We start from the raw sequence: 22,172 nt of genomic DNA on the forward strand, positions 1-22,172 counted from the left end.
CGTCGCTACGCACGCTGGCCCAGCGTAAGGACTACGCCTTAGCCGCGTGGCAAACCATTTCAATAGGGTGTCCCCTCCGACGCAATCCTGCCCTTTATGCCCCGACGGCACGATACCGCCGGCTCACCGTGGACAGCAGCGCATTGCCAAGCAACGCGAAGAGCATGAGAAAGAGGGCGACGGCCATGAGCGTGTCGATGTTCCCCAGATTCATCGCATTGGAAAGCTGGTGTCCCAGCCCTTTCTGCGACGCGAACATCTCGCCGATCAACACGCCGAGCAGCGATAGCGAAAATCCTAGTCGCACGCCCGACAGCACCTCGGGCAGCACCGCCGGCAGCACGACACGCAGCGCAATCTGTCGACGCGACAGATGCATCGCCTGGGCAGCACGAAAGTAGACGGGCCTGATCTGGCGCACGCCATTCATCGTGAAAATCAGGATGGGAATCAGACCGTGCATGACCCCGAAGGCGACTTTCGACGCGAGCCCCAGCCCGAAGATCAGCAACACCAACGGGTAAAGCGTCACCTTCGGCAACGAATACAGATTGACGAGAATCGGCTCGGCAACGTCAGACGCCAGACGATTCGCACCTAATCCGAGTCCCAGCGCAATGCCGCCAGTCACCGCAATCACCAGCGAGTAGACGAGTGCCCGGCCAGTCTCGATGGCGTCGATCCAGAACGCCGCCGTGCCCATCATCTGCCAAAGGCCCTGCACGGTCGCGACGGGAGACCCGATGGCGGCGCCATTGAGCCAGTGCACCGCTTGCCAGATCCCGATCAACACCAGCAGGACGGCGAACGTGCCGAGCAGATTGGGTGTCTTCATTTCCATGAGATGTGCATCCGGTCAGCGACGATTGCGCGCCTGAACGCGCGCATCGACGTGGTTCAGCACGCCATTGACCAGCGTGACCGTGACCAGCACGAGAAGCATCAGGGCATACATGTCGGCGTTCTCGAAATTGTTATACGCATAGCTGATGGCATAACCGATCCCCGAGCCCGACAGGATGAACTCCGATGCAATGACCCCGATGAATGCGTGCGACACCGCGAGTCGTACTCCACCGAACAGATGCGGCAGGGCCGCCGGAAGCTTGATGTGCCACATGGTTTGCCATCGACCGAGTCGCATTACCCGCGCGGTCTTCGAGAATGCGCGAGGAATACGGTCGAGTCCGGTCATGGTCGCGGTGATCATGGAGACAATCGCGAGCAGTGTGGCAATGACAATGATGGGCAGCGGCCCGACGCCGAACAGCACGATGAAAACGGGATAGAACGCGAAGGTCGGTACCGCGTAGTAGCTGGCGATAAGCGGCTCCAGCGCACGGCGCACGCCCGGCATGGCATGTATGGCAAGTCCGGCGGCAAAACCCAATCCCACGGCGCACACCGCAGCGGTGGCAATGCTGGCGAAGCTCGTGGCGAGATCGTGCGTGAATCGTCCGTCACGCAGGATCTCGATGGCATGAATGGCCATTGCACTCGGGGGAATCATGACCGAGACGGGAATGGTACCTGTCCGGCACAGTCCCTCGATAAGCAGCACGAGGCCGGCGACAATGCCCAGACGAATAGCAGGCGCGATGCGGATCATCACAACGTGTTTCCTCGCCCGATCAGCGGCCGCGAACACGCGGAGGCCGCACCTTGCCACCGTCGCCGGGCCGCTCCTCCGCCTGCATGGCCTTGAGTGACTCGGCGCGCAAGGTGTCCCACAGATGCGCCGTGATCTCGCCGAAGCGCGGTGTCGTCACGCTCTGAGCACTGCGCTCACGCCCCCAGCCCGTGTCGAGAATGTCGATGAAGCGCCCCGGACGGGATGACATCACGCCCACGCGATCCGACAGGACGGCCGCCTCGTCGAGCGCATGAGTGATCAGCAGCACGGTCGCGGACGTCTCTCGCCAGAGTCGCAGCAACTCGTCGCCCATCAGCATGCGGGTTTGCTGGTCGAGCGCACCGAACGGTTCGTCGAGCAGGATCAGACGGGGCTCGATGACCAGCGTGCGCGCGATACACATGCGCTGACGCATGCCGCCCGAGAGTTGCGCCGGATACGCATTCGCGAAATCGCGCAGCCCCATGAAGCCGAGGGCGTAAGCGACGCGACGCGTGACTTCGGCGCCGTCCAGCCCCGCCATGCGAAGGCCAAAGCCGATGTTCTCGCGCACGGTCAGCCATGGAAACGACGCGTCTTCCTGAAAGACGACGCCGACCCCGTCGGGCACCCCGGTGACCGGTTGCGCTTCAAAGGTCACGGTTCCCGTGCTCGGTGCGGCGAGTCCCGCGATCAGTTCCAGCAGCGTCGACTTGCCGCAGCCGGAGGGTCCGACCACGGAGAAGAACTCACCCTTGCGCAATGTCAGGTCGACCGGGCCGAGAGCATGCAGCCGTGTCTTTCTGGCGGTCTTCTCGTCCGGCGTGTCGAAGTCCTTGGTCACGCCGCTCAGCACGACATGCGGCGTCTGACAGGCCGGCGGCGTCTCGGTGCCGTCGACCAGATGCAAATGCGGACTCGGGCAATGCGAGGTCATCGCTGACCCTTGGTGCGGAGGTCTGCCGGCAGGAAGCGCGAGTCGATCAGCTTTGCCCAGTCGACGTCTTCCCTGATCTCGCCGATGAGCTTAAGGCCGCTCGCGACGCGATCCAGTTCGGCGCGGTCGAACTGTCCCGGGCTCCACATGTGCGAGCGCACCATGTTGTCGACCGCCTCCTTGGCGACGTCGGGTGACAGCTTGAACTGTGCCGCGAGCAGCTTCGCCGCGCCGGCCGGATCCGCATAGGTGGCGTCAACGCCGGCACGGCGTCCGGCGATGATGGCGCGCAAGGTGTCGGGGTGCGACTGGGCGAACGCGCGCGTGGTAATGCCGACCGATGTGGTCATCGGTTTGAGCACGTCGCCTGCGCGATAGAGCGTGCGATATTGAGACTTGCGGAGAATCGACAGCGGTTCGATCGCGACGGCACCGGCGACTGCGCCCTGTTCGAGCATCGTCATGCCGTTGACGTAACCGCCGGATGCAAGGCGCGTGACCTTCGAGGCGTCGATTCCCTTCTCGCGCAAGACCATCAGGAAGAGCATTTCCGACACACTCTTTGGCGCGGTGATGGCGACCTTCTTGCCGACGAGATCGTCGAGCGTGTGCACGTTGCTGCCGGGCATCGTCACCATCGACGCCTCGGCAACGCTGCGCGTGCCCACGTTCACGATCACGATGTCCAGACCCTGACGCGCGGCGGCCAGCGCGGCGGACACCGCGACTTCACCGTAGGGTGTCTTGCTCGCCAGAATGTTGCGCACGGTCGTGCCGCCGCCGCCCGAGCTGAGGATGCCCGTGATGTCGACGCCCGCCTTCTTGAACAAGCCCTTGTCCATCGCCACGGCGTAAGGCAGTCCGTACAGACTGCTGCCCCATTGGGTGACGGAAATCTCTTCGGCGCGCGCGACGCGTGCCGTCGACAGAACAAGGGCGCCCGCCAGTGCGAACCAGTAAGCGAGTTGGGACAGCCTATTCATCATCTACTCCGGGTCAGACAAGCCGGCGCATCACCGCGCGCCGGGAAAAAAGTCGAAAACGAGTGCACCCTGAGGCGCAAGTGTCGGGCCAATCGCCGCTTTGAACGCGTGATGGACGGGGTCGAAACACGTGGCGTCGTGCACGATGGGCTCGCCGACATAGAAGTTGCGATCCCCTTCGGAATCGAACGTCATGAGGAACACATGTTCGAATCCGAGCCCGTTGCCTTCTCCGCTTTCCTGCCGGCCGTGCTCGAGGCTGCGAATATACGGTTGTCCCTCGCGCAGGCAGTCGTCCTTCAGGCGCACAAAGCGCTCAATCATATGCTCACGCGTGGCGATTGGCACGTCGTTTGCAAAACGCAGCAACACAATGTGCCTTAACGGGACGGCGCGATAGTCTCTCGCCGTGAAAGCGCGCTCGCCAATTTGCGCACAGCGGTGCGCGAGGCGCGCCTCCGCCAGTGGCGAAGTGTATTCGACCGGAGGGGCGAGTGTCTCGGCTGGCAGGTTTGCCGCGAGCGGTGTGGCGGTCATCGTCGAGCTCCATTCGTGAGACGAGGGGCACCCGCGATCGGGTGCGATTCCCTTGAGGGGTTGTGGAAGGGGCATCGCCGGCGTCGTTTGTCGGGACGTCGCGGTGACGGTTCGCGCCGTCGTTTCGATGCTCACATGATGAGGCATTTCGGATTCTCTCGTCGGTGTGCGTGCGCGGTCTGCAGATCCGTGCGTTCGTCGCTAGTATTGGCGACACGTTCGTCTATGCCGACATTGCGAGGCCACTCATGCGCATTACCGAGATTCGCGAGCACACCATCCCCGTTTCCCGCTATCAGGATCCCGCCGTGGCGTCGGGCGGCCTGACGACCAGTCTGGTCGCCGTGACGACCGACGTCATGCGCGAAGGCAAGCCCGTGATCGGCTACGGTTATGCGTCCATTGGGCGCTTTGCTCAGGGAGGGCTGATTCGGGAGCGGTTTGCGCCACGTCTGCTGGCGGCCGGCGATCGCGACCTTGACGACGAGAATGGCGTCACGCTGGACCCATTTCGTGCGTGGCGCCTGATGATGACTGGCGAGAAGCCAGGCGGTCATGGCGAACGATGTGTGGCCGTCGGCGCGTTGGACATGGCGATCTGGGACGCCGCCGCGAAAATGGCGGACTTGCCGTTGTACCGCTTCCTTGCCGACAAGCTGGGACGTGAGGTGGGCGTGGCGCCGCGCGTGGCGGTGTATGCCGGCGGTGGCTATCCGTATCCGCACGATGATCTGGCGAGACTGTCCGACGAAATACGGCGAGCGGTCGATCTCGGTTTTACTTACGTCAAGATCAAGATTGGCAGCGATGCGCTGGATCAGGATCTGCGTCGCATCGATGCGGCAGCGCGCGGACTGGCAAGCGCGAGCCATCTGGCCGTGGACGCGATGAACCGGTTCGATCTCGCGACGGGACTGAACGTTGCCCGGGCACTGAAGGGCTACGCGCTACATTGGTTCGAGGACATCTGCGATCCGCTCGACTTTGCCACGCAGGCAGCAATCGCGTCGGCATATGGCGGCCCCATTGCCGCAGGTGAGGCGCTGTTTTCGCAGGCCGAGGCAAACCTGCTCGCGAACTATGGCGGATTGACGCCAGGGCGCGATGTGCTCGTTTTCGATCCCGTGCACTGCTACGGCGTACCGGGCTATCTTCGGATCGTCGAGACCATGACGGCCGCCGGATGGTCGCGCGACGCATTCTGGCCGCACGGCGGGCATCTGTTTTCCTTGCATCTTTGTGCGGCGTTGGGGTTGGGCGGTGCAGAGCTCACGCCATTCGCCTTCGCGCCGTTCGCCGGACTGGCCGACGGCATGCGTGTGGCCGCGGGACAGATCGACGTGCCGCAGTCGCCGGGCATCGGGTTCGAGACGGTTCCGGCCATCTGGCAGGCGTTGCAGGCGCTTCATTGAGGCCCGCAGCCGCCAGGATATGCGGCGTGCCAATGACCTTTCGCGCGCCGCAAGAGGCTGGGACGACCTCGTCCCGGCACCGATATGGAGCGTCGACGTGTCAGCCGTCCGTTGACACGGTGAGCGACTCCCACGTGCGCAACGCTTCGTCCATTGCCGCCCATTTTTCACGCACGAGTCCGAGCGCATCGCTGCCAAGCAGGAGATGCGCTGGTGGATGATCCGACGCGATCACCGCGAGCATGGCCCGTGCCGCTTTCATCGGATCGCCCAATTGCTTGCCGTGTTTCTGCTCCCGCGCGGAGCGAACAGGATCGAAAATGGCGTCGTAGTCGGGGATCGAGCGCGGCGTGCGTGCCATCGACCGTCCGGCCCAGTCCGTGCGGAACGACCCCGGCGCCACGGCGGTCACGGCGATCCCCAAAGGCCCGACCTCTTTGCCAACGCTTTCCGAAATCCCTTCGAGCGCAAATTTACTTCCGCAGTAGTAGGCAATGCCCGGCATGGTGACGTGACCTCCCATCGACGTGATGTTCAGGATGTGGCCGCGTCGGCGCCCGCGCATGAAGGGCAAGACCGCTTTCATCATGGCGACGGCACCGAAGACGTTCACGTCGAACTGCCGGCGCATTTCCGACAGCGGCGACTCTTCCAGAATGCCTTCATGTCCATACCCCGCGTTGTTGACCAGGACATCGACAGGGCCGACGTGCGCCTCGATATCGGACACGACGGCGTCGATGGCGTCGAAGTCGGTGACGTCGAGCACGCGTCCGAAAGCGGCCGTCTCCGACAGTGCCTCGAAATCGCGTTTTGCCTGCGCGGTTCTCACCGTGCCCACGACCTGATGGCCTGCGGCAAGCGCCTCTTGCGCGAGTGCGCGCCCGAAGCCGCTGCTGACGCCGGTGATGAGCAGGATCTTGCTGGATGCCATGTTTGCCTCTCTCAGTTGTCGTATCGAGAGTGCATACTAGTCTTCCAACTTGGCATAATTAAGCCGGATATCGCTAATTTTATTGCCTAAAACTATGAGAAAACAGGCTGCGCAAGCGTTGTCACCGAGCGAGGCATCGCTGGCGCAAGTCCGCACGGTCGCCTTGTTGCGTGCACTGGCGCCACACGAGGGTTACAACCTGACGGCGTTGCCGAGCGTTCGCATCTTGCGCTCCGACCGTGCGCTGTCGCGTACCCCTGTGCTTTACGACCCCGGCATCGTGATCGTTTGTCAGGGCCGCAAGCGGGGGTACTTCGGCGACCAACTCTATCTGTACGACGAGCAGCACTATCTCGCCGTCTCGGTCCCTGTGCCGTTCAGCATGGAAACCGATGCCACGCCCGAGCGCCCGCTGCTCGCGCTGTACCTGCACCTCGATTTCGCCATGGCTGCGGAGTTGGCCGCGCAAATCGATCGGGAGGGCGTGTCGGATCGTGTGGCGGCGCCACAGAGCCTGATGTCGACGCCGATGGACGATGCGATGCAAATGTCGGTGTCGCGTTTTCTCGAAGCGATGTCGCGACCGCTCGAGGCTGCCGTATTGGGGCCGGGCCTGCTGCGGGAACTGTATTTCCGTGTGCTGACCGGTGCTCAGGGGGGAGCGATGCGAGAGGCGCTGGCGATGCGGGGGCAGTTCGGCAAAATCGGCCGTTCGCTGCGACTGATCCATTCCGCCTACGCGCAGTCGTTGGACGTGACGCAACTCGCCGAAGAAGCCGGCATGAGCGTGCCGAGCTTTCACAGTCATTTCAAGACGATCACGCAGGTGTCGCCCATGCAGTACGTGAAGTCGACGCGTCTGCATCAGGCGCGATTGCTGATGGTGCGTCAGGGGCTGAGCGCCGAGGCCGCCTGCCACGCTGTGGGGTATACAAGCGCGTCGCAATTCAGTCGAGAGTTCAAGCGCCTGTTTGGCTCGACCCCCGCGGCGGAGGCGAAGCGCATGCGCGAAAGTTTTGCCATGCCCACGGCATTTGCCGATGCCATTTACGTCGCGTCGCATTGACGTTGGATCACCGGTAATGGCGGCCTCTCAGACCACTACCGAAGTTCCAGATGCGGCTCATGCGACGAGTGGGAGTCATCCACCCACGCGCTAGATTTCCAGCGCGAACCACAGGCAACACTCGGTTGACTGTTTGCCTATCCACCGGATGCGCGTCAAAAATGCGCAGATTTTGCAAGCTTCGCCGAAAATTTCGGTCCAGGATGGATCTATTTGCGGGGACACCTCATGACGGAAACGGCGTCGCGATTTGACGTCCGTTGCTCAGACGGTCGCCTCGTTCGGTAAGCAAGATCCCAGCCCTTGTTTCGGATTTATCTCCCTGTGGACAGAATCAGCGCCTCGTCGGCAATACGCCCAGTGAATTACGCCAATGCCCAACCACCATCTGACCGCGAATCCGAGTCCGTCAACGGACCGTCGGGCACTTATGTACAGGCGTGGCATGTGCCGCCGTTCAATTGCGCTACGCGAGACGATGGCTCCTATGAGCGCCTGTCAGCCCATCTTCTCGGCGCGATGTTGTGGCTGGATCGCGCACCTCCCATGACCAAAGACGAGAAAGCGTGGACGATTAACGAACTGCAGCGGTATCTCAAAGATGTGTACGGCCGAGAGGAGGTCCCAACGGAGACTACACAGGAGCTAGCCAACGAAATCGTGCGCAATTGTGGGCAGGGGGCGGGACGTGATGAGCCTAGCGCCGCCACGATCGCCTTCGCACGCGATGTACTTGGGGAAATCCGCGAACAAAGCAAAATTAAAGTCGATGTGGACTATGTCCTGCACGGGATGGCAAGGGACACTCCCCGAGGCTTCACAGCCATGACGCACGAAGCCGTTTCCGACCTGCTTTATCAGAACCATGTGATGGCTTGGGCAAAATTGGGGCCCGACAACGAGGCCAATGGGCGCGCCATTGTCGCGAGGCAGCTTCTTCAAACACTGTCGTCTGACCTTTACGATGCGTTAACCGCGTCGAACCTTGGCTTGACAAGTTTGCCAGATCTACCGGAAAGCCTTTGCTACATGAACGTTGGACGCAACAAATTAAAAGAGTTGCCAGTGTTTCCCCGGGAAATTGTTGTGGTACTTGTTTACGACAACGTTTTAACAAAACTGCCGTTTGTGCCAAGCGAGATGAGATATCTCCATGCAGAGAACAATCTGCTAACTGAAATCCCATATGAACTACGGGACACGGGTGACAAGTGCGTGTTCTACTGCGCCGGTAATCCATTATCCGAAGAGATGGTGAACTACTGGACAAATCTCATCTCAAACACGCCAAAATATGGTCCCGACTTTAGAAAGCTTTGGTCTGTAACCAATACATTTGCCGATACAGTTGGAGAAAAGCCTGGCGTCTACACGGGCTCGCAGATTAGCTTCGGCTCAGAGCCACCAGATCTTCGGCCATGGGACGAATGGGATTTATGAACGCCAGATTCTCACTTCAGACCCCGTCCAAGAAATCCAAGTGCATCAAAAAATACCTCAAAGGTTGGATTTGCATCCAACTTTTGGGGGGCTGTTCTAAGGTTGCGCCGCAGTTTGTCCATAACGGTACGCTATGAAGATTGATGCGCCGCAATGCAGCCCCGCTCCCCCGCTCCGTTACGGCGCTCATTGTTTTGCATCAATTCCCATGCAAGGCTCCCCCCAAACAGCACCTTTGCGTGCCGAATCGGCACGAAGCCCGGTTTTCTGCCGCCTACACTCCGCTTCCTGAGACTGGCCGGTGGCCCCTGCGCGCTTTGAGCGTGTATTGCGTGGCCGCCACACATTTATCACCAACGCCAGCGTGATCCAGAGGAGCAGGGCATGACCAGTAACGCCAAACCCCACAACCCGTGGCGCGAGATCTGCGCCGCGAGTATCGGCAACGCACTCGAGTTCTACGATCTGCTGATCTATGGCTACTTCGCCATCGTGATCGGGCAGTTGTTCTTCCCGTCGCACGACGCGACCACGTCACTGCTGCTCTCGGTCGGCACCTTCGGTATTTCGTTTGTGACCCGCCCGCTCGGCTCGATCGTCCTTGGCAGCTATGCCGATCGTGCGGGCCGCAAGGCGTCGCTCACGGTGTCCATCGCGCTGATGATGCTCGGCACGGCAATGATCGCGTTCGCGCCGACCTACGCCCAGATCGGTATCTTCTCGCCGCTGATCATCATCGTCGCGCGCATGTTGCAAGGTTTCTCGACGGGCGGTGAGTTCGGTGCCGCCACGGCTTTCATGGTCGAGCACGCCGATGCCAAGCGCCGTGGCTTCTTCGCCAGTTGGCAGATGTCCACGCAGGGCCTTGCCACGGTGCTCGCCGCCGGGGTTTCCGCGCTGCTGAGCATGCTGCTCACCGCCGATCAACTGAGCGCATGGGGCTGGCGTATCGCCTTTGCCGTAGGCCTGCTCATCGGCCCGGTCGGTCTGTATATCCGCCGCAACATCGATGAGACCGCCGACTTCAAGAAGCTCGGCGAGAAGCAGCGCGAGAAGTCGCCGCTGCGCGAAGTCTTCGGCCGCGATCGCGCCAATATGCTGCTCGGCGCCGGCGTGGTTGCCGCCGCTACGGCATTCAACTACGTCCATAAGCTGTACATGCCGACGTATGCAGTCAAGCAACTGCATATTCCGGCGACGTCGTCGTTCATCGGTGCCGTCGTGACGGGCGTGATGCTGATGATCGCCGCCCCCGTCGTCGGCCACCTCTCGGACAAGTTCGGCCGTATCCGCGTGATGCTCTGGGCGCTGATTCTCGTGGGCGTGACCACGTACCCGCTGTTCGTGCTGCTCAACCGCTACCCGACCTTCCAGACGCTGCTCATGGTGCAAGCGCTCGTGGGGCTGCTCATTGCCGTCAGCCTCGCGCCGCTGCCTGCCCTGCTGGCGGACATCTTCCCGACGAGCACCCGCGGCACCGGGCTGGCACTGTCTTACAACTTCTCGGTGACGGTGTTCGGCGGGTTCGCGCCGCTGATCGTGACCTGGCTGATCGATGCGACCCAGAACAAGCTCGCCCCGAGCTTCTACGTGATGGCGACCGCCGTGCTGAGTATTACCGCCGTGATCACGCTGGGCCGCCGGGTGCGCGCCGGCAAGATCGCCGGTATGACGCACGGTTCGCCCCGTGCTTCGAAGGCCTGATGAAGCCCCTCATCCGTCAACCGATGAACTGATTTTCGCCGTAACGACGACGTCCGCTGTCCCCTACAGCGACGTCGTCATCTTTTTCGGCATCCCCTGCGGAGCATTTCCATGACCACGCTTGAAGCGATCCGCGCCGCCCTGCCGGCGTACCCCATCGAAGTCTCGTTTCCCGACATCCACCGCTGGCGCGAAGGCAATACCGGCATCGACTTTCTGCACTCGTTCGATAGCGGCAAGCCCGGCAAGCACGTCATGATTCTCGCGCTCACGCACGGCAATGAAGTCAGTGGCGCCATCGCCGTCGACGCGCTGCTCGCGTCCGGTGTGCGTCCCACAACGGGGCGTCTGTCGCTGGGCTTCGGCAATATCGGTGCCTACGAGCAGTTCAGCGCCGAGAACGCCGATGCGACCCGTTTCCTCGACGAAGACATGAACCGCGTGTGGACCGCCTCGACGCTCGACGGAGAACGGCAGAGCCGTGAACTCGCGCGGGCTCGCGCCATGCGTCCGTTCATCGACACGGTCGATCTGCTGCTCGACATCCACTCGATGCACGAAGCTTCCGCGCCGCTGATGATGACCGGGCCGCTCGAGAAAGCGATTGCGCTGGCCGCCGAACTCGGCACGCCGGAGCACGTCATTATCGACAAGGGCCATGCGAACGGTACGCGTATGCGCGACTACGGCGGCTTCGGCGACGCCGCCAGCCCGAAGAACGCCTTGCTCATCGAGACCGGTCAGCACTTCGCCAAGAGCGCACGCGACGTCGCGCTCGATACCGCCGCGCGCTTCCTGCTGCACGCCGGTGTCGTGGCCGAAGCCGATGTGGCACCGTTCCTCACTCAAACGTTGCCTGCGCGTCAGAAGTTCGTGGAGATCACGCAGCCCGTGGTGGCGCGCTCGATGGATTTCTGTTTCTCGCAGCCGTTCACCGGGCTGGAAGTGATCGAGAAGGCCGGCACCGAGATTGCTCGCGATGGCGACGAGATCATCGTGACGCCCTATGACAACTGCGTGATCGTGCAGCCGTCGATGCGCCATCTCGGCGTGAATGTCACGATGATGCGTCTGGGACGTTTGCTCGATCGCTGATGACGCAGCGAGCGCGTCGATGTGACTGAGGCAAGGAATGGGCCGGCGGATCGCCGGCCTTTTTTTGTGCGCTGGGTTCGTCGTGACAGTCAGAACGTGCCGACCAGCGAGCCGACGACGATCACGGCCACGAGGGCAATCAGCGCGCTCACGATGCTCGTCATGACGATGTCGAGATAGCTCTCGCGATGCGTGCTGCCGCAAACGGCCAGTAGCGTGACGACCGCGCCGTTGTGCGGCAAGCTGTCGAGCGTGCCCGACGCGATCACGGCGACCCGATGCATGAGCGCCGGATCGATCCCGTGTTGCGCTGCGAGGCTCACATACGCCGGGCCGAGTGCGTCGAGCGCAATCGTCAAGCCACCCGAGGCGGACCCGGTGATCGCGGCGAGCAGGTTGGCTGACAGGGCCAGGGACACGAGTGGGCCGCCGTCGATGGACAGTACCCAGTCGCGAACCAGCTCGAAGCCAGGCAATGCGGCAATCACGCCGCCGTACCCGACCAGACTCGCGGTACACATGATGGGCAGGACGGAGGCGTTGGCACCGGCGTCCATCGTCTTTCGCAACGCGGGCAGACGTCGCCATTGCAAGGCCACCAGCACGACGATGGCGCTGGCGAGGGCCACGCACACGCCCCATACCCCGGCCACGCTCTGCAATGTGATGCCACCCCATCGAGGCTCGGAGAGAAAGCTCGCATCGAGACGTGGGAAGACGATCACGTTCATCACGAAGTTGCCGCCGATGACGACAAGCAACGGCAGCGCGGCAGTGAGGATGCCGGGCAGGGTGTCGCTGCGATGTCCTTGCTCGATTTCCGCCGGATCGAATTCGCGCGCCACGCTCGCGCGCTCGCGCACGACGGTGGGATCGGCGGGTTTGTCCCACACCTCCGTTTCGGCGTAGCCATGACCTGCACGACGAGCCTGCGCTTCGCGCCACGATAACCACCACAGGCCAATCGCGAGCATGATCGCTGAGGCCATCAACCCCAGCCCCGGTGCGGCGAACGGCGTGGTGCCGAAGAACGGCATGGGAATGGCGTTCTGGATGGCTGGTGTGCCCGGCATGGCCGACATCGTGAACGTCGACGTGCCCAGCGCAATCGCGGCGGGCATCAATCGCACGGGAATGTTGGCTTCGCGAAAGAGCGCGTGCGCCATCGGGGCGAGGACAAAGAACGCGACGAAGAGGCTCACGCCTCCATACGTGACCAGGGCACCGCCAAGCACGACGGCGAACATGGCCCGGCGCGCACCGAGTTTGTCCGTGAGGAACGCGGCAATCGCACGCACCGCACCGCTGTCCTCCATCAGCTTGCCGAACAGGGCACCGAGCAGAAACAGCGGGAAGAACTGCGCGACGAAGCGCGCGGCGTTCTGCATGAATGTCTGCGTCCAGTGTGCGAGGACGGGTTCGCCCGAGAGGGCCGCGGCGAGCATGGCTGCGGCGGGGGCCAGCAGCAGTACGGTCCAGCCGCGATAGGCCAGCCAGACAAGCAGCGCCAGACCGATCAGAATGCCGGCAAGCTCCATTCAGAGGGTCTCCGTCAAAGCGTCCAGATCGAGGGAAGCACGATGACCTAGGTCGGCGCCGTGCTGTTGCAGGAAGGCGTCGGCGCAGCGGCGTCCCTCGTCGCGCAACATCACCAGAAAATCCCATTCCGCCGAGAGCTTGGACGAGTAGCCGAGCGTGGTCATCATGTCGCTCGCGATGCGGTGCATGCGCATTTGCGCCCAGCGTTTGCCTTCGTCGCTACCGGCATCCACGACCTGACGCAGTACCGCGATCATGCGCAGTTCCTTGAGCAGCGTGGCGTTGAACGAGACTTCGTTGACGCGGTTGAGAATCTCGCGCGCGGAACGGGGCACGTCGTGGCGCTCGACCGGATTGACCTGCACGAGAATCGTGTCGCACGACGCCGTCTCGCGTATGAGCGGTGTAATCGTGGGATTGCCCGCATAGCCGCCGTCCCAGTAAGGCTCGCCATCGATTTCTACCGCGCGGTACAAGGTGGGCAGGCAGGCCGAGGCGAGCAAGACCTCGGGCGTCATCTCGACATTGCGGAAGACGCGGCCGCGCCCGGTGCGAACGTTCGTCGCGGTGATGAACAACTGGATCGGGCTGGCGGCGATACCGTCGAAATCGATGTGATCGGCCAACAGCCGTCGAAGAGGATTGAATTCGAGCGGCGTGAGATCGTAGGGCGACACGACGCGCGCGGCCAGATCGAAAAACATGAAGAACGGCGAATTGTCGAGCGACCAGCGCCCGAGCACGATGTCGAGCGGGGTACGGCGTAGCGGGCTGAACCGCCCGGCGTGGGACACGTCGCGCCAAAACTGCTCCAGCGCACCGCGCGCGGCGTCGGGACCGCCACGAACGTAGCCGGTCGCGAGCACGGCGGCATTCATGGCCCCGGCCGACGTGCCGGAGATGCCTTCGATATGGAACGGTGCGCCGTGCGAGACCGCTTCAAGCAAACGGTCCAGCACACCCCAGGTGAAGGCGCCGTGCGCCCCACCACCCTGCAGCGCGAGATCGACAGGCATGGTGCGCGTGGACGACGCTCGGGAGGTGGCTCGTGCGCCAGGCGAGGTTCGCGTGGCGGGACTGGCTCGTAGAACACGTGGCATGATCCCTCGGCGATGCGGCACTGCACCGACAGGCGCTGGCCGCGGGGGTCGTAACGAGAGTACGGTTGCAACGAGTACGCAGATTGCGCTGCAACATAACCACTGTCTCAGATAAACAAGAAATCGGCAACCTCGTGGCCGAGCGTCCGTGGGTCCGCTGTTCTTGCTGGCGCGGGTGCGGGTTCAGGCGGTGTGTGGTGTGTGGCTGGTGCTTGTGGCGGCGAGGGCGTGTGCGGTATCCGCAGCGTCGTCGGTATCGTCCACCTCATCTGCCTGCGTCGGTTTGCCGCGGCGAAGGCTCAATTGGGCGAGTACGTCGGCATGTTGATTGCCCCAGCGGTACAGCATCTCGATAGGCTCGATGAACAATTCGCCCAACGGCGTGAGTGAATATTCCACCTTGGGTGGCACCACGGCATAGACCTCCCGATGGATCAGGCCATCGCGCTCGAGTTCGCGCAATGTCTGGGTGAGCATCTTCTTGGAGATACCCGGCAGGCGGCGTTGCAACTCCCCGGTGCGCGTGGTGCCGCACTGCAACGCGTACAGCACCATGCTCGTCCACTTCACGCTGAAGAGTTCCAGCACGCGACGCGGCACGCAGGTTTCTTCAAAAACGAATGGTTCGCGTTTGTTCATGGTAACCAAATGGTGACTATTCAACTAAAGAGTGCCTACTGGGGATTTCGGCCCTTCCTCACTATACTTTGTGGCGGTAGTGCGCGTCATCTGGTGTGAGTGGCCATCAGGCCAGAAAATGCCGGATTCGGGCGCGCGCAGGACAATGGAGAACCCCATGAGCAGTTTGTCGAAGACGGCCCTCTCGATGCTGGATCTGGTGCCGATACGCGCCGGCGGCACGGTGGCCGAAGCCCTGAAACAGTCCACGGAGCTTGCTCAGCACGTCGAGCGACTGGGATTCCAGCGTTTCTGGCTGGCCGAGCATCACAATATGGACGGTATCGCGAGTTCGGCGACCGCATTGCTGATCGGCCATATTGCGGACAAGACGTCGCGCATTCGTGTGGGATCGGGCGGCGTCATGCTGCCGAACCATCCGCCGCTGGTCGTGGCGGAAAACTTCGGTACTCTGGCTGCGCTGTATCCGGGGCGCATCGATCTGGGGTTGGGACGTGCTCCGGGCGCCGATCAGGCGACGATGCGCGCGCTGCGTCGCGACCGCCTGCCTGTCGAATGGCGACGACTTCCCCGAACAAGTTGCCGAATTGCGTGCGTTGCTCGCGCCGGCGCAGCCGGGGCAACGGTTAGTCGCGACGCCTGGTGCGGGCAGCGATATTCCCGTGTGGTTGCTGGGTTCGTCGCTGTTTTCGGCGCAACTCGCGGCACATCTGGGGCTGCCGTATGCGTTTGCGTCGCACTTCGCGCCGCGCTTCCTGTTTGACGCGCTAAGGCTTTACCGCGAGCTCTTCCGCCCGTCGGCGGTATTGGATAAGCCCTACGTGATGGTGGGCGTGCCCGTTGTCGCGGCACCGACGGATGAGGAAGCGGCATTTCTCGCGACGTCGGCGCAACAGAAGATTCTGGCCCTCATGCGCGGGCAGAGCCTGAAGCTGCAACCGCCGGTGGACGATATGGATGCGCGTTGGGACCCGGCCGAGCAGCATTCGGTGGAAGCGTTCCTCGGTGTGTCCGTAGTGGGCGGCCCGGAGCGCGTGAAAGCGGGGCTGTCCGATCTGGTTGAGCGCACGCAGGCCGATGAGTTGATGCTGGTGACCGACGTGTACGACCCCGCGTTGCGACTGCGTTCATGCGACATCGTTGCATCGGTCTGCAAGTCCTGACGATCCGCGCGTCGCGCTGGTAAGTGGGGGAATAGGGAGCGGACGGCACATGCGTCGCACGTGCTTCCCGCTCGCCCCCATTTGCGTTAGCGAAAGCGCCCGATAGAGAACGGCGACAGGTCGATGGCAGGCCGCTCGCCCGTTACCAGCCCGGCAATCGTGCGGCCTGTCGACGCCGCCGCTGTCAGACCCACGTGACCGTGGCCAAAGGCATAGAACGCGTTCGGCACCTTCGAGGCGGCGCCAAGCACCGGCAATGAGTCGGGCGTGCTCGGGCGGAAGCCCTGCCAGCGCGCACCGTCGACCGATAGCGTCGGCTTCGTGCCTTTCACCGCTCGCGGAAACATTTTGTGCAACTGCCCCAGCAGGAGATCGGCACGTCGCCAGTTCGGTGGCGCTTGCAGCCCTGCGAGTTCGACCGTGCCTGCGCCGCGAAGGCGGCCGTTCATCGGCGTGGCGAACAGCTTGCCTTCGGCCCACATGACAGGGCGTGATGGCATTTCGTCCGGTGCAGGAATTTCCACGTGATAGCCGCGCTCGGTATCGAAGACGATCCGGTCGCCCAACTGACGCACGAACGGCGCGGACCACGCGCCCGCCGCAACCACCACGGCGCTTGCGGCTTCGCGTCCCTTGTCGGTGTGTACGGCGACGGCCTGTGCGCCGTTGGTCTCGATGGCCGTGGCGGCAGCATCGACCACGCGGCCACCCCGTGCGACCACCTGCGCGCTCAGGCGCGCGAGGAGTGCGCCCGGATCCAGCGTGTGTCCCGTCTCGCTGATGTATCGCGCGCCGACGAAGTCGTGCGATAGCGTCGGCTCGAACTCACGAAGCGCAGCCGCATCGAGTGACTCGATGTGCACGCCGTTATCGCGGCGAAGCGACATGCCCCCTTCGTCCCCCGCCATGCCGCTCTGGCTGGAGTAAGCGATGAGATAGCCGCGACGCGTGACCAGATCGTTGGCGTTCGCATCGTCGAGCAGGGGTTGATAGGCGTCGAGCGCGGGGCCGAGCAGCGCGCGCAGTGCGCGAGCCTGAGCGGCCACGCGAGCGGGCTGGCTCGCCGCGACGAAGCGCATGAGCCACGGCACCATGCGGGGGAGATAGCGCCACCGCAGCACCAGCGGGCCATCCGGTTGCATCAGCCAGCCGGGGACTTGCCACAGCACGCCGGGCATCGCGATCGGCACAACCGACGAGCCGTTGATGCAGCCCGCATTGCCGAGCGATGCTGCCTGACGCGCCGACTGCCGGTCGACGATGACGACCGAATGGCCTGCGCGTTGAAGATACGCGGCGGTACATACGCCGACCAAACCGCCCCCGATAACGACGACGGGACGTGATTCGTTCATGAAGCCGTCCTGCAAAAGCACGAAAGCGCCTAGTGTACTTCGTTGTGTGCGTGTCACCAGGCGCCTTCAACATTCATGAGCGCTGTCAGATCATCTCCAGGGGACGTTTGCGCGAGGGGGCCTCGAAATGATGGTCAAGCAAGGCGAGTTCCTCGGGGCTCAGAACGATGTCGTGCGCGGCGCGATTGGCGCGCACATGGTCTGCCGTGCTCGCTTTGGGAATCGCGATGACGCCCGGTCGGTGCAATACCCAGGCGAGTGCGATCTGCAGCGGCTCGACGTGATGCGCCCGAGCGATGTCGTCCAGCCCCGCCTTTGTCGCCAGTCGTCCCTGTTCGATGGGCGAATACGCCATCATCGGCATGCCACGCTCGGCAAGCCACGGCTTGAGGTCGAAGTCGGGGCCACGCCGCGACAGGTTGTACAGCACCTGATTCGTCGCACACGCATTGCCACCACGGGCGTCGAACAATTCCTCCATGTCGTCCACATCGAAGTTGCTGACGCCCCAATGTCGGATCTTGCCTGCCTGACGCAAGGCTTCGAACCCGGCAATCGTTTCTTCGAGCGGCACGTCGCCACGCCAGTGCAGCAGGTATAGATCGAGACGGTCGGTGCGCAGGCGCTCAAGACTGCGCTCGCAAGCGGCAATGACGCCGCGCTGCGAGGCGTTGTGCGGGTAGACCTTGCTCACGAGAAATACTTCGTCGCGTAGCCCGTCGAGGGCTTCGCCAACGAGACGCTCGGTCGCGCCCTCGCCATACATTTCGGCCGTATCGACGAGCGTCATGCCCAGCGAGACACCGAGCCGTAACGCTTCGATTTCCTCGCGTCGCCGCGCCGCCTTCTCACCCATCATCCACGTGCCCTGACCAAGCACGGGTACGGTTTCGCCTCCGGGAAATGAGATGTCTCGCATCGTCTGTCCTCCATGATTTTGGTAACCATTATCGGCCCGCAGGTCGAGCCATGACCAGCACTGTGAGGGGTACACGCAACACTTCGCGGTGTCGTCCTATCTTTTGACCCGGATTCGTCCTAGGCACGGCTCGGATATCCCCGCTATTGCATTCGTGCACCGATTCTCTCGGATAGTTCACAGACCCCTGGCGGCACTGCCGCGATAAGCTGATTTCACCGATGCACATGGCGAATGTTGCTCCGCAGCGAGACGGCTCGGTGATGGCTCCGGCCGTGTGCATCGGACCTGTGAAGATCGGTAGCAAGAGAGGTGTTTGGGACGCGCCCAAAAAAGAAGCCCCGCGAGCGGGGCTTAAAGGCCGACCATGCGACGGTCGGCCAAGGAGGTTCATCCTGCGGGCGCGCATCGGATATCGGTGGAAAATCCGTAGACATTCGTGCTTGCCCGAGACGTATTGTCGGCATAGCAACGCCGTCCGTGGGGAGGAGGAATCCGAATGCAAGGAGGAAACTTGAAGTAACAACTGTGACGATTTGTGACCTTTTCGCGTAACAGGTGGGACGCCATAATGGGGGACCTGCAAACAGAAGAGGAATCCCAGAGATGGATAACGCGATCAAGTTTCGCTCGCGCGGCTCGCCGCTTTCGTCGAACGCACGCTATGCGCCGCCCGCTATCTTCTTTCACTGGGCGATTGCGTTGCTCATTGTGATCGCCTATGCGGCGGTCATCACGAAGGGGTATCTGCCGAAAGGCAGCGCGCCGCGCGCGTTATCCATGACGATTCACGAGTGGGCCGGTGTCATGGTGCTGGTACTGGCGGTGCCGCGTCTGCTCTGGCGATTGATCAAGGGCGCGCCGGGGCCGTTACCCGGTCAGGGCTGGCTGGTGCGGGCACTCTCGGCTGCGGTGCATCTGTTGCTATACCTGTTCCTGTTTGCACAGCCGGTACTGGGGTATCTCACGCTCAATGCGGGGGGACATGGGCTCACGATCCCGGGGTTGGATATCGCGCTGCCGCAACTCATCGCGAAGGACGATGACGTGCGACGGTCGATCAAGGAGATTCACGAAACACTGGGTAGCGCGTTCTATTGGGTGATCGGCCTTCATGCACTGGCCGCGCTGTGGCATCACTACTTCCGTCGCGACGACACGCTGCGTCGCATGCTCTGAGCGCCGGCGGCCGTCGTACCTGTATGACGTACCGCCGGGGCGGGGACGACGCCGCTTCATGCGCCGCACCCGCCCCGCACAGCCAGTTCGTTACCAGTCTGTTAAGCGTCAGAACGCAAAACGCACGCCCGCGAACACGCTTCTGCCGTCGCCCGGATAGAACACGGCAGTGTTGGCTGTGCGGGCGTCGGTCACCGTGCTGAAGTCGGTGACGTAGCGTTTGTCGGTCAGGTTGCGAGCGTCGACATAGAACGTGACACCGCGCTGGATCAGGTACGACGCCTGTACGCCGAGCAACGTGTAGCCAGGCACGCGCATCGTGTTGGCGTAGTCGACCCACGCGCCGGTCGGCACCCAGTCGAGCGACGCGGAGATCTGGAAGCGGTTAGACAGCGCATAGCCGAGCGTCGTGCGCAATACGTTAGTCGGCACGCCGGCGATGCGATTGTTTCCGTACTGCGGATCGTCGCGGAAACGGAAATCGCTGTAGTTCCAGATTTGCGACAGCGTGACGCGATCGCCGGTGGCCACCACGTTCCTGAACAGATCCACCGCAGCGCCGACTTCCAGACCTTGCAGCACAGTCTTGTTCGCGTTGAAGGTTGAGGCCGGGATGTCGGGCGACGTCGTGTACTGCAGCAGTTGGTCGCGTACCAGCGAACGATAGGCCGTCACGTCCCACGCCACACGGTCGAGTTTGCCGCGCGTGCCGGCTTCGATCGTCCAGGCGTGTTGCGATGCCAGCGGAACGAAGCGCGAAGTGGTGCCGAACGTCTGCGACAGATCGGTGAAGTCCGGCACATCGGCGCTGCGGGTGATATCGATGAAGGCTTGCACGTCCTTGCGAGGCTCCCACAACAGCCCGATCTTCGGATTGACGCCCGAATAGGCGGCGCTCGTCGAACGATAGTTGGGATCGCCCGGCAGGCCACCGTAGTCGATGTATTGGCGCACGTCGCGGTAGGCCTTCGCACCCACCATCAGGCCGAGCGTCGGCAGGAAGAACAGGCGGTTTTCGAAGTACGCCTCGTAGTTGTATGCGCTCTGACGGGAGTCGAGCGTTTGTGCGCCGCGATTGCCGTTCACGTTGACGTACTGGTCGGCCTTCGTATTTCCGCCGAAGAAGCGTGCGCCGACGATGAGATCGTTGCGCATGCCCGCGAGCGTCAGGTTGGCCGTGTAGCGCGGTGCGACGCCGTAGGTCCAGCCGTCCTGATCGATGACCTGAAAGATCGGGTGATACAGGCTCTTGTGAATGACCCACGACGCAATGTCGAGCTGGCCGGTGGCGAAGCGAATTGTCGTCAGGTTGCCGAGCCGCTCGGTGCGGGTGTTGCGCGCCTGATCCCCCGAGACGGCCGATGCGGCCGCTTTCGTCGGATTGTTGAGCGCGTCGTACAGCGAGAGCGTGCCGGGCAACTTCTGGTCGACGATATACGCACCGAAGAAGAAGCGGGTTTCAACGTTCGGCGAGAACTTATAGCCAATATTGGCGTTGATCTGCGCGTAGTTGCCCTTGTCGTGGTCGCGATAGCCGTCCGAGCGGTTCAGCGTGACGGTCGCGAGTGCGTCCAGCGGGCCGAAGATGCGAGACATCTGGCCGCTGGCGCGCACGGTGCCGAAGCTGCCACCCTCGAGGCGAAACTGATTGGGCGCGTCGGCCGTATAGGCGGTCGGGGTAACGAAGTTCAGCGCGCCCCCAAGTGTCGTCGTTCCGTAGGTGAGGCCGTTACCGCCTTTGTAGACCTCGGTGGAGCGCAGGCCCATGGGGTCGATCTGGTAGTAGTCGCCGCTGCCATCGGCCGAATTGGTCGGAATGCCGTCCTGAAGAATATCGAGTCCGCGAACGTGATAGCCGCGTGCGATGCCGGAGCCGCGAATCGACACACGCAGTTCCTGGCCGTAGCGGTTCTGCACGTAGACGCCGGGGGTGTCCTTGAGGATGTCCCGCAAGTTGAAGGCGTAGGTGTTCTGGTACGAATCGGCGTCAACGAAGCTCACGGCACCTGCCGTCTGGAACAGGTTGGCCTTTTGCTCGGCTACGCTCGGCGAGGTGAGCGACTCCGCGGGGGCGGTCACGGTGGTCAGCGGCAGCGAGGCAGTCGGAACGTCCGGCGCGGGCGCGGCGGAGGGAACTGCCACCTGTGCCAGCGACATCGCAGGGGCAAGCGTCGCGGGCTGCGCGCTCCGCGCGGACGACATCGCGTGGGCGTCAGGGTGGTTGCCGGTGTGCGTGGCCGCATGCGTTGCGTCGATTGCAACGCTCAGGCCGGTGGCCGCCGGATCGTTGGTGAGTGCGTGTGCCGTGCTGCCCAGCGAGGCGAGGGCAAGCGCGATGGCCGTTTTCAACGGCTTCTGTGTCATGGGACGTGACATGAGTCTCTCTCTCGCGACCGCATTGCGGCCGCCTGATGATCGTGATGTGCCGAACGTTTGCCGCACACGCCCGCCACAGACGGGAATGACATTAACCCGCGCGTGGCGGTGACCACGACCGACGTGAGCGATGTCGTGACAGCGCGTGCAGATGGCGGCAAGACGAGCTAACGAAGCCCGTT

At 62.8% G+C, this 22,172-nt stretch carries 18 protein-coding genes and 1 pseudogene; 7 read left to right on the plus strand and 12 right to left on the minus strand.

Annotated elements, in window-relative coordinates; all coding sequences use genetic code 11:
• Window positions 1-94: 94 nt before the first annotated feature.
• Genes PI93_RS03225 through PI93_RS03245 form a run of 5 tightly spaced genes read right to left on the minus strand, consistent with a single transcriptional unit; the run spans window position 95 to window position 4,069 of the window.
• The gene (locus tag PI93_RS03225) at window positions 95-841 is read right to left on the minus strand and encodes an ABC transporter permease (protein WP_039368269.1); all 747 of its coding nucleotides are present in this window, start codon (window positions 839-841) and stop codon (window positions 95-97) included.
• Between the two features lie 15 nt (window positions 842-856).
• Entirely contained in the window at window positions 857-1,609 is a 753-nt protein-coding gene (locus tag PI93_RS03230) for an ABC transporter permease (protein WP_039368272.1), read from the minus strand.
• Window positions 1,610-1,631: 22 nt separating this feature from the next.
• Window positions 1,632-2,549: an ABC transporter ATP-binding protein gene (locus tag PI93_RS03235; protein WP_080759101.1), complete on the minus strand. Its 918-nt coding sequence runs from the start codon at window positions 2,547-2,549 to the stop codon at window positions 1,632-1,634.
• The gene (locus PI93_RS03240; RefSeq protein WP_052240529.1) at window positions 2,546-3,535 is read right to left on the minus strand and encodes an ABC transporter substrate-binding protein; all 990 of its coding nucleotides are present in this window, start codon (window positions 3,533-3,535) and stop codon (window positions 2,546-2,548) included. Before PI93_RS03240 ends, PI93_RS03235 begins: the two co-directional genes overlap by 4 nt.
• A gap of 27 nt (window positions 3,536-3,562) precedes the next feature.
• Complete coding sequence (locus PI93_RS03245; RefSeq protein WP_052240530.1) at window positions 3,563-4,069, minus strand: Dabb family protein; 507 nt, start codon at window positions 4,067-4,069, stop codon at window positions 3,563-3,565.
• Between the two features lie 248 nt (window positions 4,070-4,317).
• Here PI93_RS03245 and PI93_RS03250 point away from each other — a divergent pair, with 248 nt between their 5' ends.
• Window positions 4,318-5,481, plus strand: coding sequence for an enolase C-terminal domain-like protein (locus PI93_RS03250; protein WP_039368376.1), 1,164 nt, complete (start codon window positions 4,318-4,320; stop codon window positions 5,479-5,481).
• A gap of 100 nt (window positions 5,482-5,581) precedes the next feature.
• On the opposite strand, the gene PI93_RS03255 is transcribed toward PI93_RS03250, so the two are convergent.
• On the minus strand, window positions 5,582-6,415 hold the full coding sequence (locus tag PI93_RS03255; RefSeq protein WP_039368278.1) for an oxidoreductase: 834 nt from the start codon (window positions 6,413-6,415) through the stop codon (window positions 5,582-5,584).
• Window positions 6,416-6,509: 94 nt separating this feature from the next.
• Between PI93_RS03255 and PI93_RS03260 the strand changes: the two genes are divergently transcribed.
• The 4 genes from PI93_RS03260 to PI93_RS03275 all read left to right on the plus strand — a co-directional run bounded on the left by PI93_RS03260 (window position 6,510) and on the right by PI93_RS03275 (window position 11,720).
• Window positions 6,510-7,481 (plus strand): AraC family transcriptional regulator, encoded by a 972-nt coding sequence (locus tag PI93_RS03260; protein ID WP_052240531.1) that lies wholly within the window; start codon window positions 6,510-6,512, stop codon window positions 7,479-7,481.
• Window positions 7,482-7,841: 360 nt separating this feature from the next.
• The gene (locus PI93_RS03265; RefSeq protein WP_144400202.1) at window positions 7,842-8,921 is read left to right on the plus strand and encodes a hypothetical protein; all 1,080 of its coding nucleotides are present in this window, start codon (window positions 7,842-7,844) and stop codon (window positions 8,919-8,921) included.
• A gap of 384 nt (window positions 8,922-9,305) precedes the next feature.
• Window positions 9,306-10,625 carry an MFS transporter gene (locus PI93_RS03270; protein WP_039368290.1) on the plus strand — a complete coding sequence of 440 codons (1,320 nt, stop codon included), beginning with the start codon at window positions 9,306-9,308 and terminating at the stop codon, window positions 10,623-10,625.
• A 111-nt stretch (window positions 10,626-10,736) separates the two neighbouring features.
• Complete coding sequence (locus tag PI93_RS03275) at window positions 10,737-11,720, plus strand: M14 family metallopeptidase (protein WP_039368293.1); 984 nt, start codon at window positions 10,737-10,739, stop codon at window positions 11,718-11,720.
• A gap of 89 nt (window positions 11,721-11,809) precedes the next feature.
• Here PI93_RS03275 and PI93_RS24695 read toward each other — a convergent pair whose 3' ends face one another.
• From PI93_RS24695 to PI93_RS03285, 3 genes are all read right to left on the minus strand, one after another.
• Window positions 11,810-13,258 (minus strand): GntP family permease, encoded by a 1,449-nt coding sequence (locus PI93_RS24695; RefSeq protein WP_039368296.1) that lies wholly within the window; start codon window positions 13,256-13,258, stop codon window positions 11,810-11,812.
• Window positions 13,259-14,275: a patatin-like phospholipase family protein gene (locus tag PI93_RS24700; RefSeq protein ID WP_039368298.1), complete on the minus strand. Its 1,017-nt coding sequence runs from the start codon at window positions 14,273-14,275 to the stop codon at window positions 13,259-13,261.
• Between the two features lie 267 nt (window positions 14,276-14,542).
• Entirely contained in the window at window positions 14,543-14,998 is a 456-nt protein-coding gene (locus PI93_RS03285) for a winged helix-turn-helix transcriptional regulator (RefSeq protein ID WP_052240532.1), read from the minus strand.
• Between the two features lie 157 nt (window positions 14,999-15,155).
• Here PI93_RS03285 and PI93_RS03290 point away from each other — a divergent pair.
• Window positions 15,156-16,161 (plus strand): annotated as a pseudogene (locus PI93_RS03290) (LLM class flavin-dependent oxidoreductase).
• Window positions 16,162-16,247: 86 nt separating this feature from the next.
• On the opposite strand, the gene PI93_RS03295 reads toward PI93_RS03290, so the two are convergent.
• Window positions 16,248-17,516: an NAD(P)/FAD-dependent oxidoreductase gene (locus PI93_RS03295; protein ID WP_039368302.1), complete on the minus strand. Its 1,269-nt coding sequence runs from the start codon at window positions 17,514-17,516 to the stop codon at window positions 16,248-16,250.
• A gap of 85 nt (window positions 17,517-17,601) precedes the next feature.
• The gene (locus tag PI93_RS03300; protein WP_039368304.1) at window positions 17,602-18,435 is read right to left on the minus strand and encodes an aldo/keto reductase; all 834 of its coding nucleotides are present in this window, start codon (window positions 18,433-18,435) and stop codon (window positions 17,602-17,604) included.
• A gap of 606 nt (window positions 18,436-19,041) precedes the next feature.
• Between PI93_RS03300 and PI93_RS03305 the strand changes: the two genes are divergently transcribed.
• Window positions 19,042-19,614 (plus strand): cytochrome b, encoded by a 573-nt coding sequence (locus tag PI93_RS03305; protein WP_039368307.1) that lies wholly within the window; start codon window positions 19,042-19,044, stop codon window positions 19,612-19,614.
• Between the two features lie 108 nt (window positions 19,615-19,722).
• Here the strand turns inward: PI93_RS03305 and PI93_RS03310 are convergent, their stop codons facing one another.
• Window positions 19,723-21,816, minus strand: a complete 2,094-nt coding sequence (locus PI93_RS03310; protein WP_039368381.1) for a TonB-dependent receptor family protein — start codon at window positions 21,814-21,816, stop codon at window positions 19,723-19,725.
• Window positions 21,817-22,172 lie beyond the last annotated feature (356 nt).

It is taken from the genome of Pandoraea fibrosis, assembly GCF_000807775.2.
Lineage (GTDB): Bacteria > Pseudomonadota > Gammaproteobacteria > Burkholderiales > Burkholderiaceae > Pandoraea > Pandoraea fibrosis.

Bases quoted from the DNA above. Each gene is read 5' to 3' on its own strand.
- PI93_RS03225 (WP_039368269.1), bottom strand. From the start codon at position 841: ATGGAAATGAAGACACCCAATCTGCTCGGCACGTTCGCCGTCCTGCTG.
- PI93_RS03230 (WP_039368272.1), bottom strand. From the start codon at position 1,609: ATGATCCGCATCGCGCCTGCTATTCGTCTGGGCATTGTCGCCGGCCTC.
- PI93_RS03235 (WP_080759101.1), bottom strand. From the start codon at position 2,549: ATGACCTCGCATTGCCCGAGTCCGCATTTGCATCTGGTCGACGGCACC.
- PI93_RS03240 (WP_052240529.1), bottom strand. From the start codon at position 3,535: ATGATGAATAGGCTGTCCCAACTCGCTTACTGGTTCGCACTGGCGGGC.
- PI93_RS03245 (WP_052240530.1), bottom strand. From the start codon at position 4,069: ATGACCGCCACACCGCTCGCGGCAAACCTGCCAGCCGAGACACTCGCC.
- PI93_RS03250 (WP_039368376.1), top strand. From the start codon at position 4,318: ATGCGCATTACCGAGATTCGCGAGCACACCATCCCCGTTTCCCGCTAT.
- PI93_RS03255 (WP_039368278.1), bottom strand. From the start codon at position 6,415: ATGGCATCCAGCAAGATCCTGCTCATCACCGGCGTCAGCAGCGGCTTC.
- PI93_RS03260 (WP_052240531.1), top strand. From the start codon at position 6,510: ATGAGAAAACAGGCTGCGCAAGCGTTGTCACCGAGCGAGGCATCGCTG.
- PI93_RS03270 (WP_039368290.1), top strand. From the start codon at position 9,306: ATGACCAGTAACGCCAAACCCCACAACCCGTGGCGCGAGATCTGCGCC.
- PI93_RS03275 (WP_039368293.1), top strand. From the start codon at position 10,737: ATGACCACGCTTGAAGCGATCCGCGCCGCCCTGCCGGCGTACCCCATC.
- PI93_RS24695 (WP_039368296.1), bottom strand. From the start codon at position 13,258: ATGGAGCTTGCCGGCATTCTGATCGGTCTGGCGCTGCTTGTCTGGCTG.
- PI93_RS24700 (WP_039368298.1), bottom strand. From the start codon at position 14,275: ATGCCTGTCGATCTCGCGCTGCAGGGTGGTGGGGCGCACGGCGCCTTC.
- PI93_RS03285 (WP_052240532.1), bottom strand. From the start codon at position 14,998: ATGAACAAACGCGAACCATTCGTTTTTGAAGAAACCTGCGTGCCGCGT.
- PI93_RS03295 (WP_039368302.1), bottom strand. From the start codon at position 17,516: ATGAACGAATCACGTCCCGTCGTCGTTATCGGGGGCGGTTTGGTCGGC.
- PI93_RS03300 (WP_039368304.1), bottom strand. From the start codon at position 18,435: ATGCGAGACATCTCATTTCCCGGAGGCGAAACCGTACCCGTGCTTGGT.
- PI93_RS03305 (WP_039368307.1), top strand. From the start codon at position 19,042: ATGGATAACGCGATCAAGTTTCGCTCGCGCGGCTCGCCGCTTTCGTCG.
- PI93_RS03310 (WP_039368381.1), bottom strand. From the start codon at position 21,816: ATGTCGTCCGCGCGGAGCGCGCAGCCCGCGACGCTTGCCCCTGCGATG.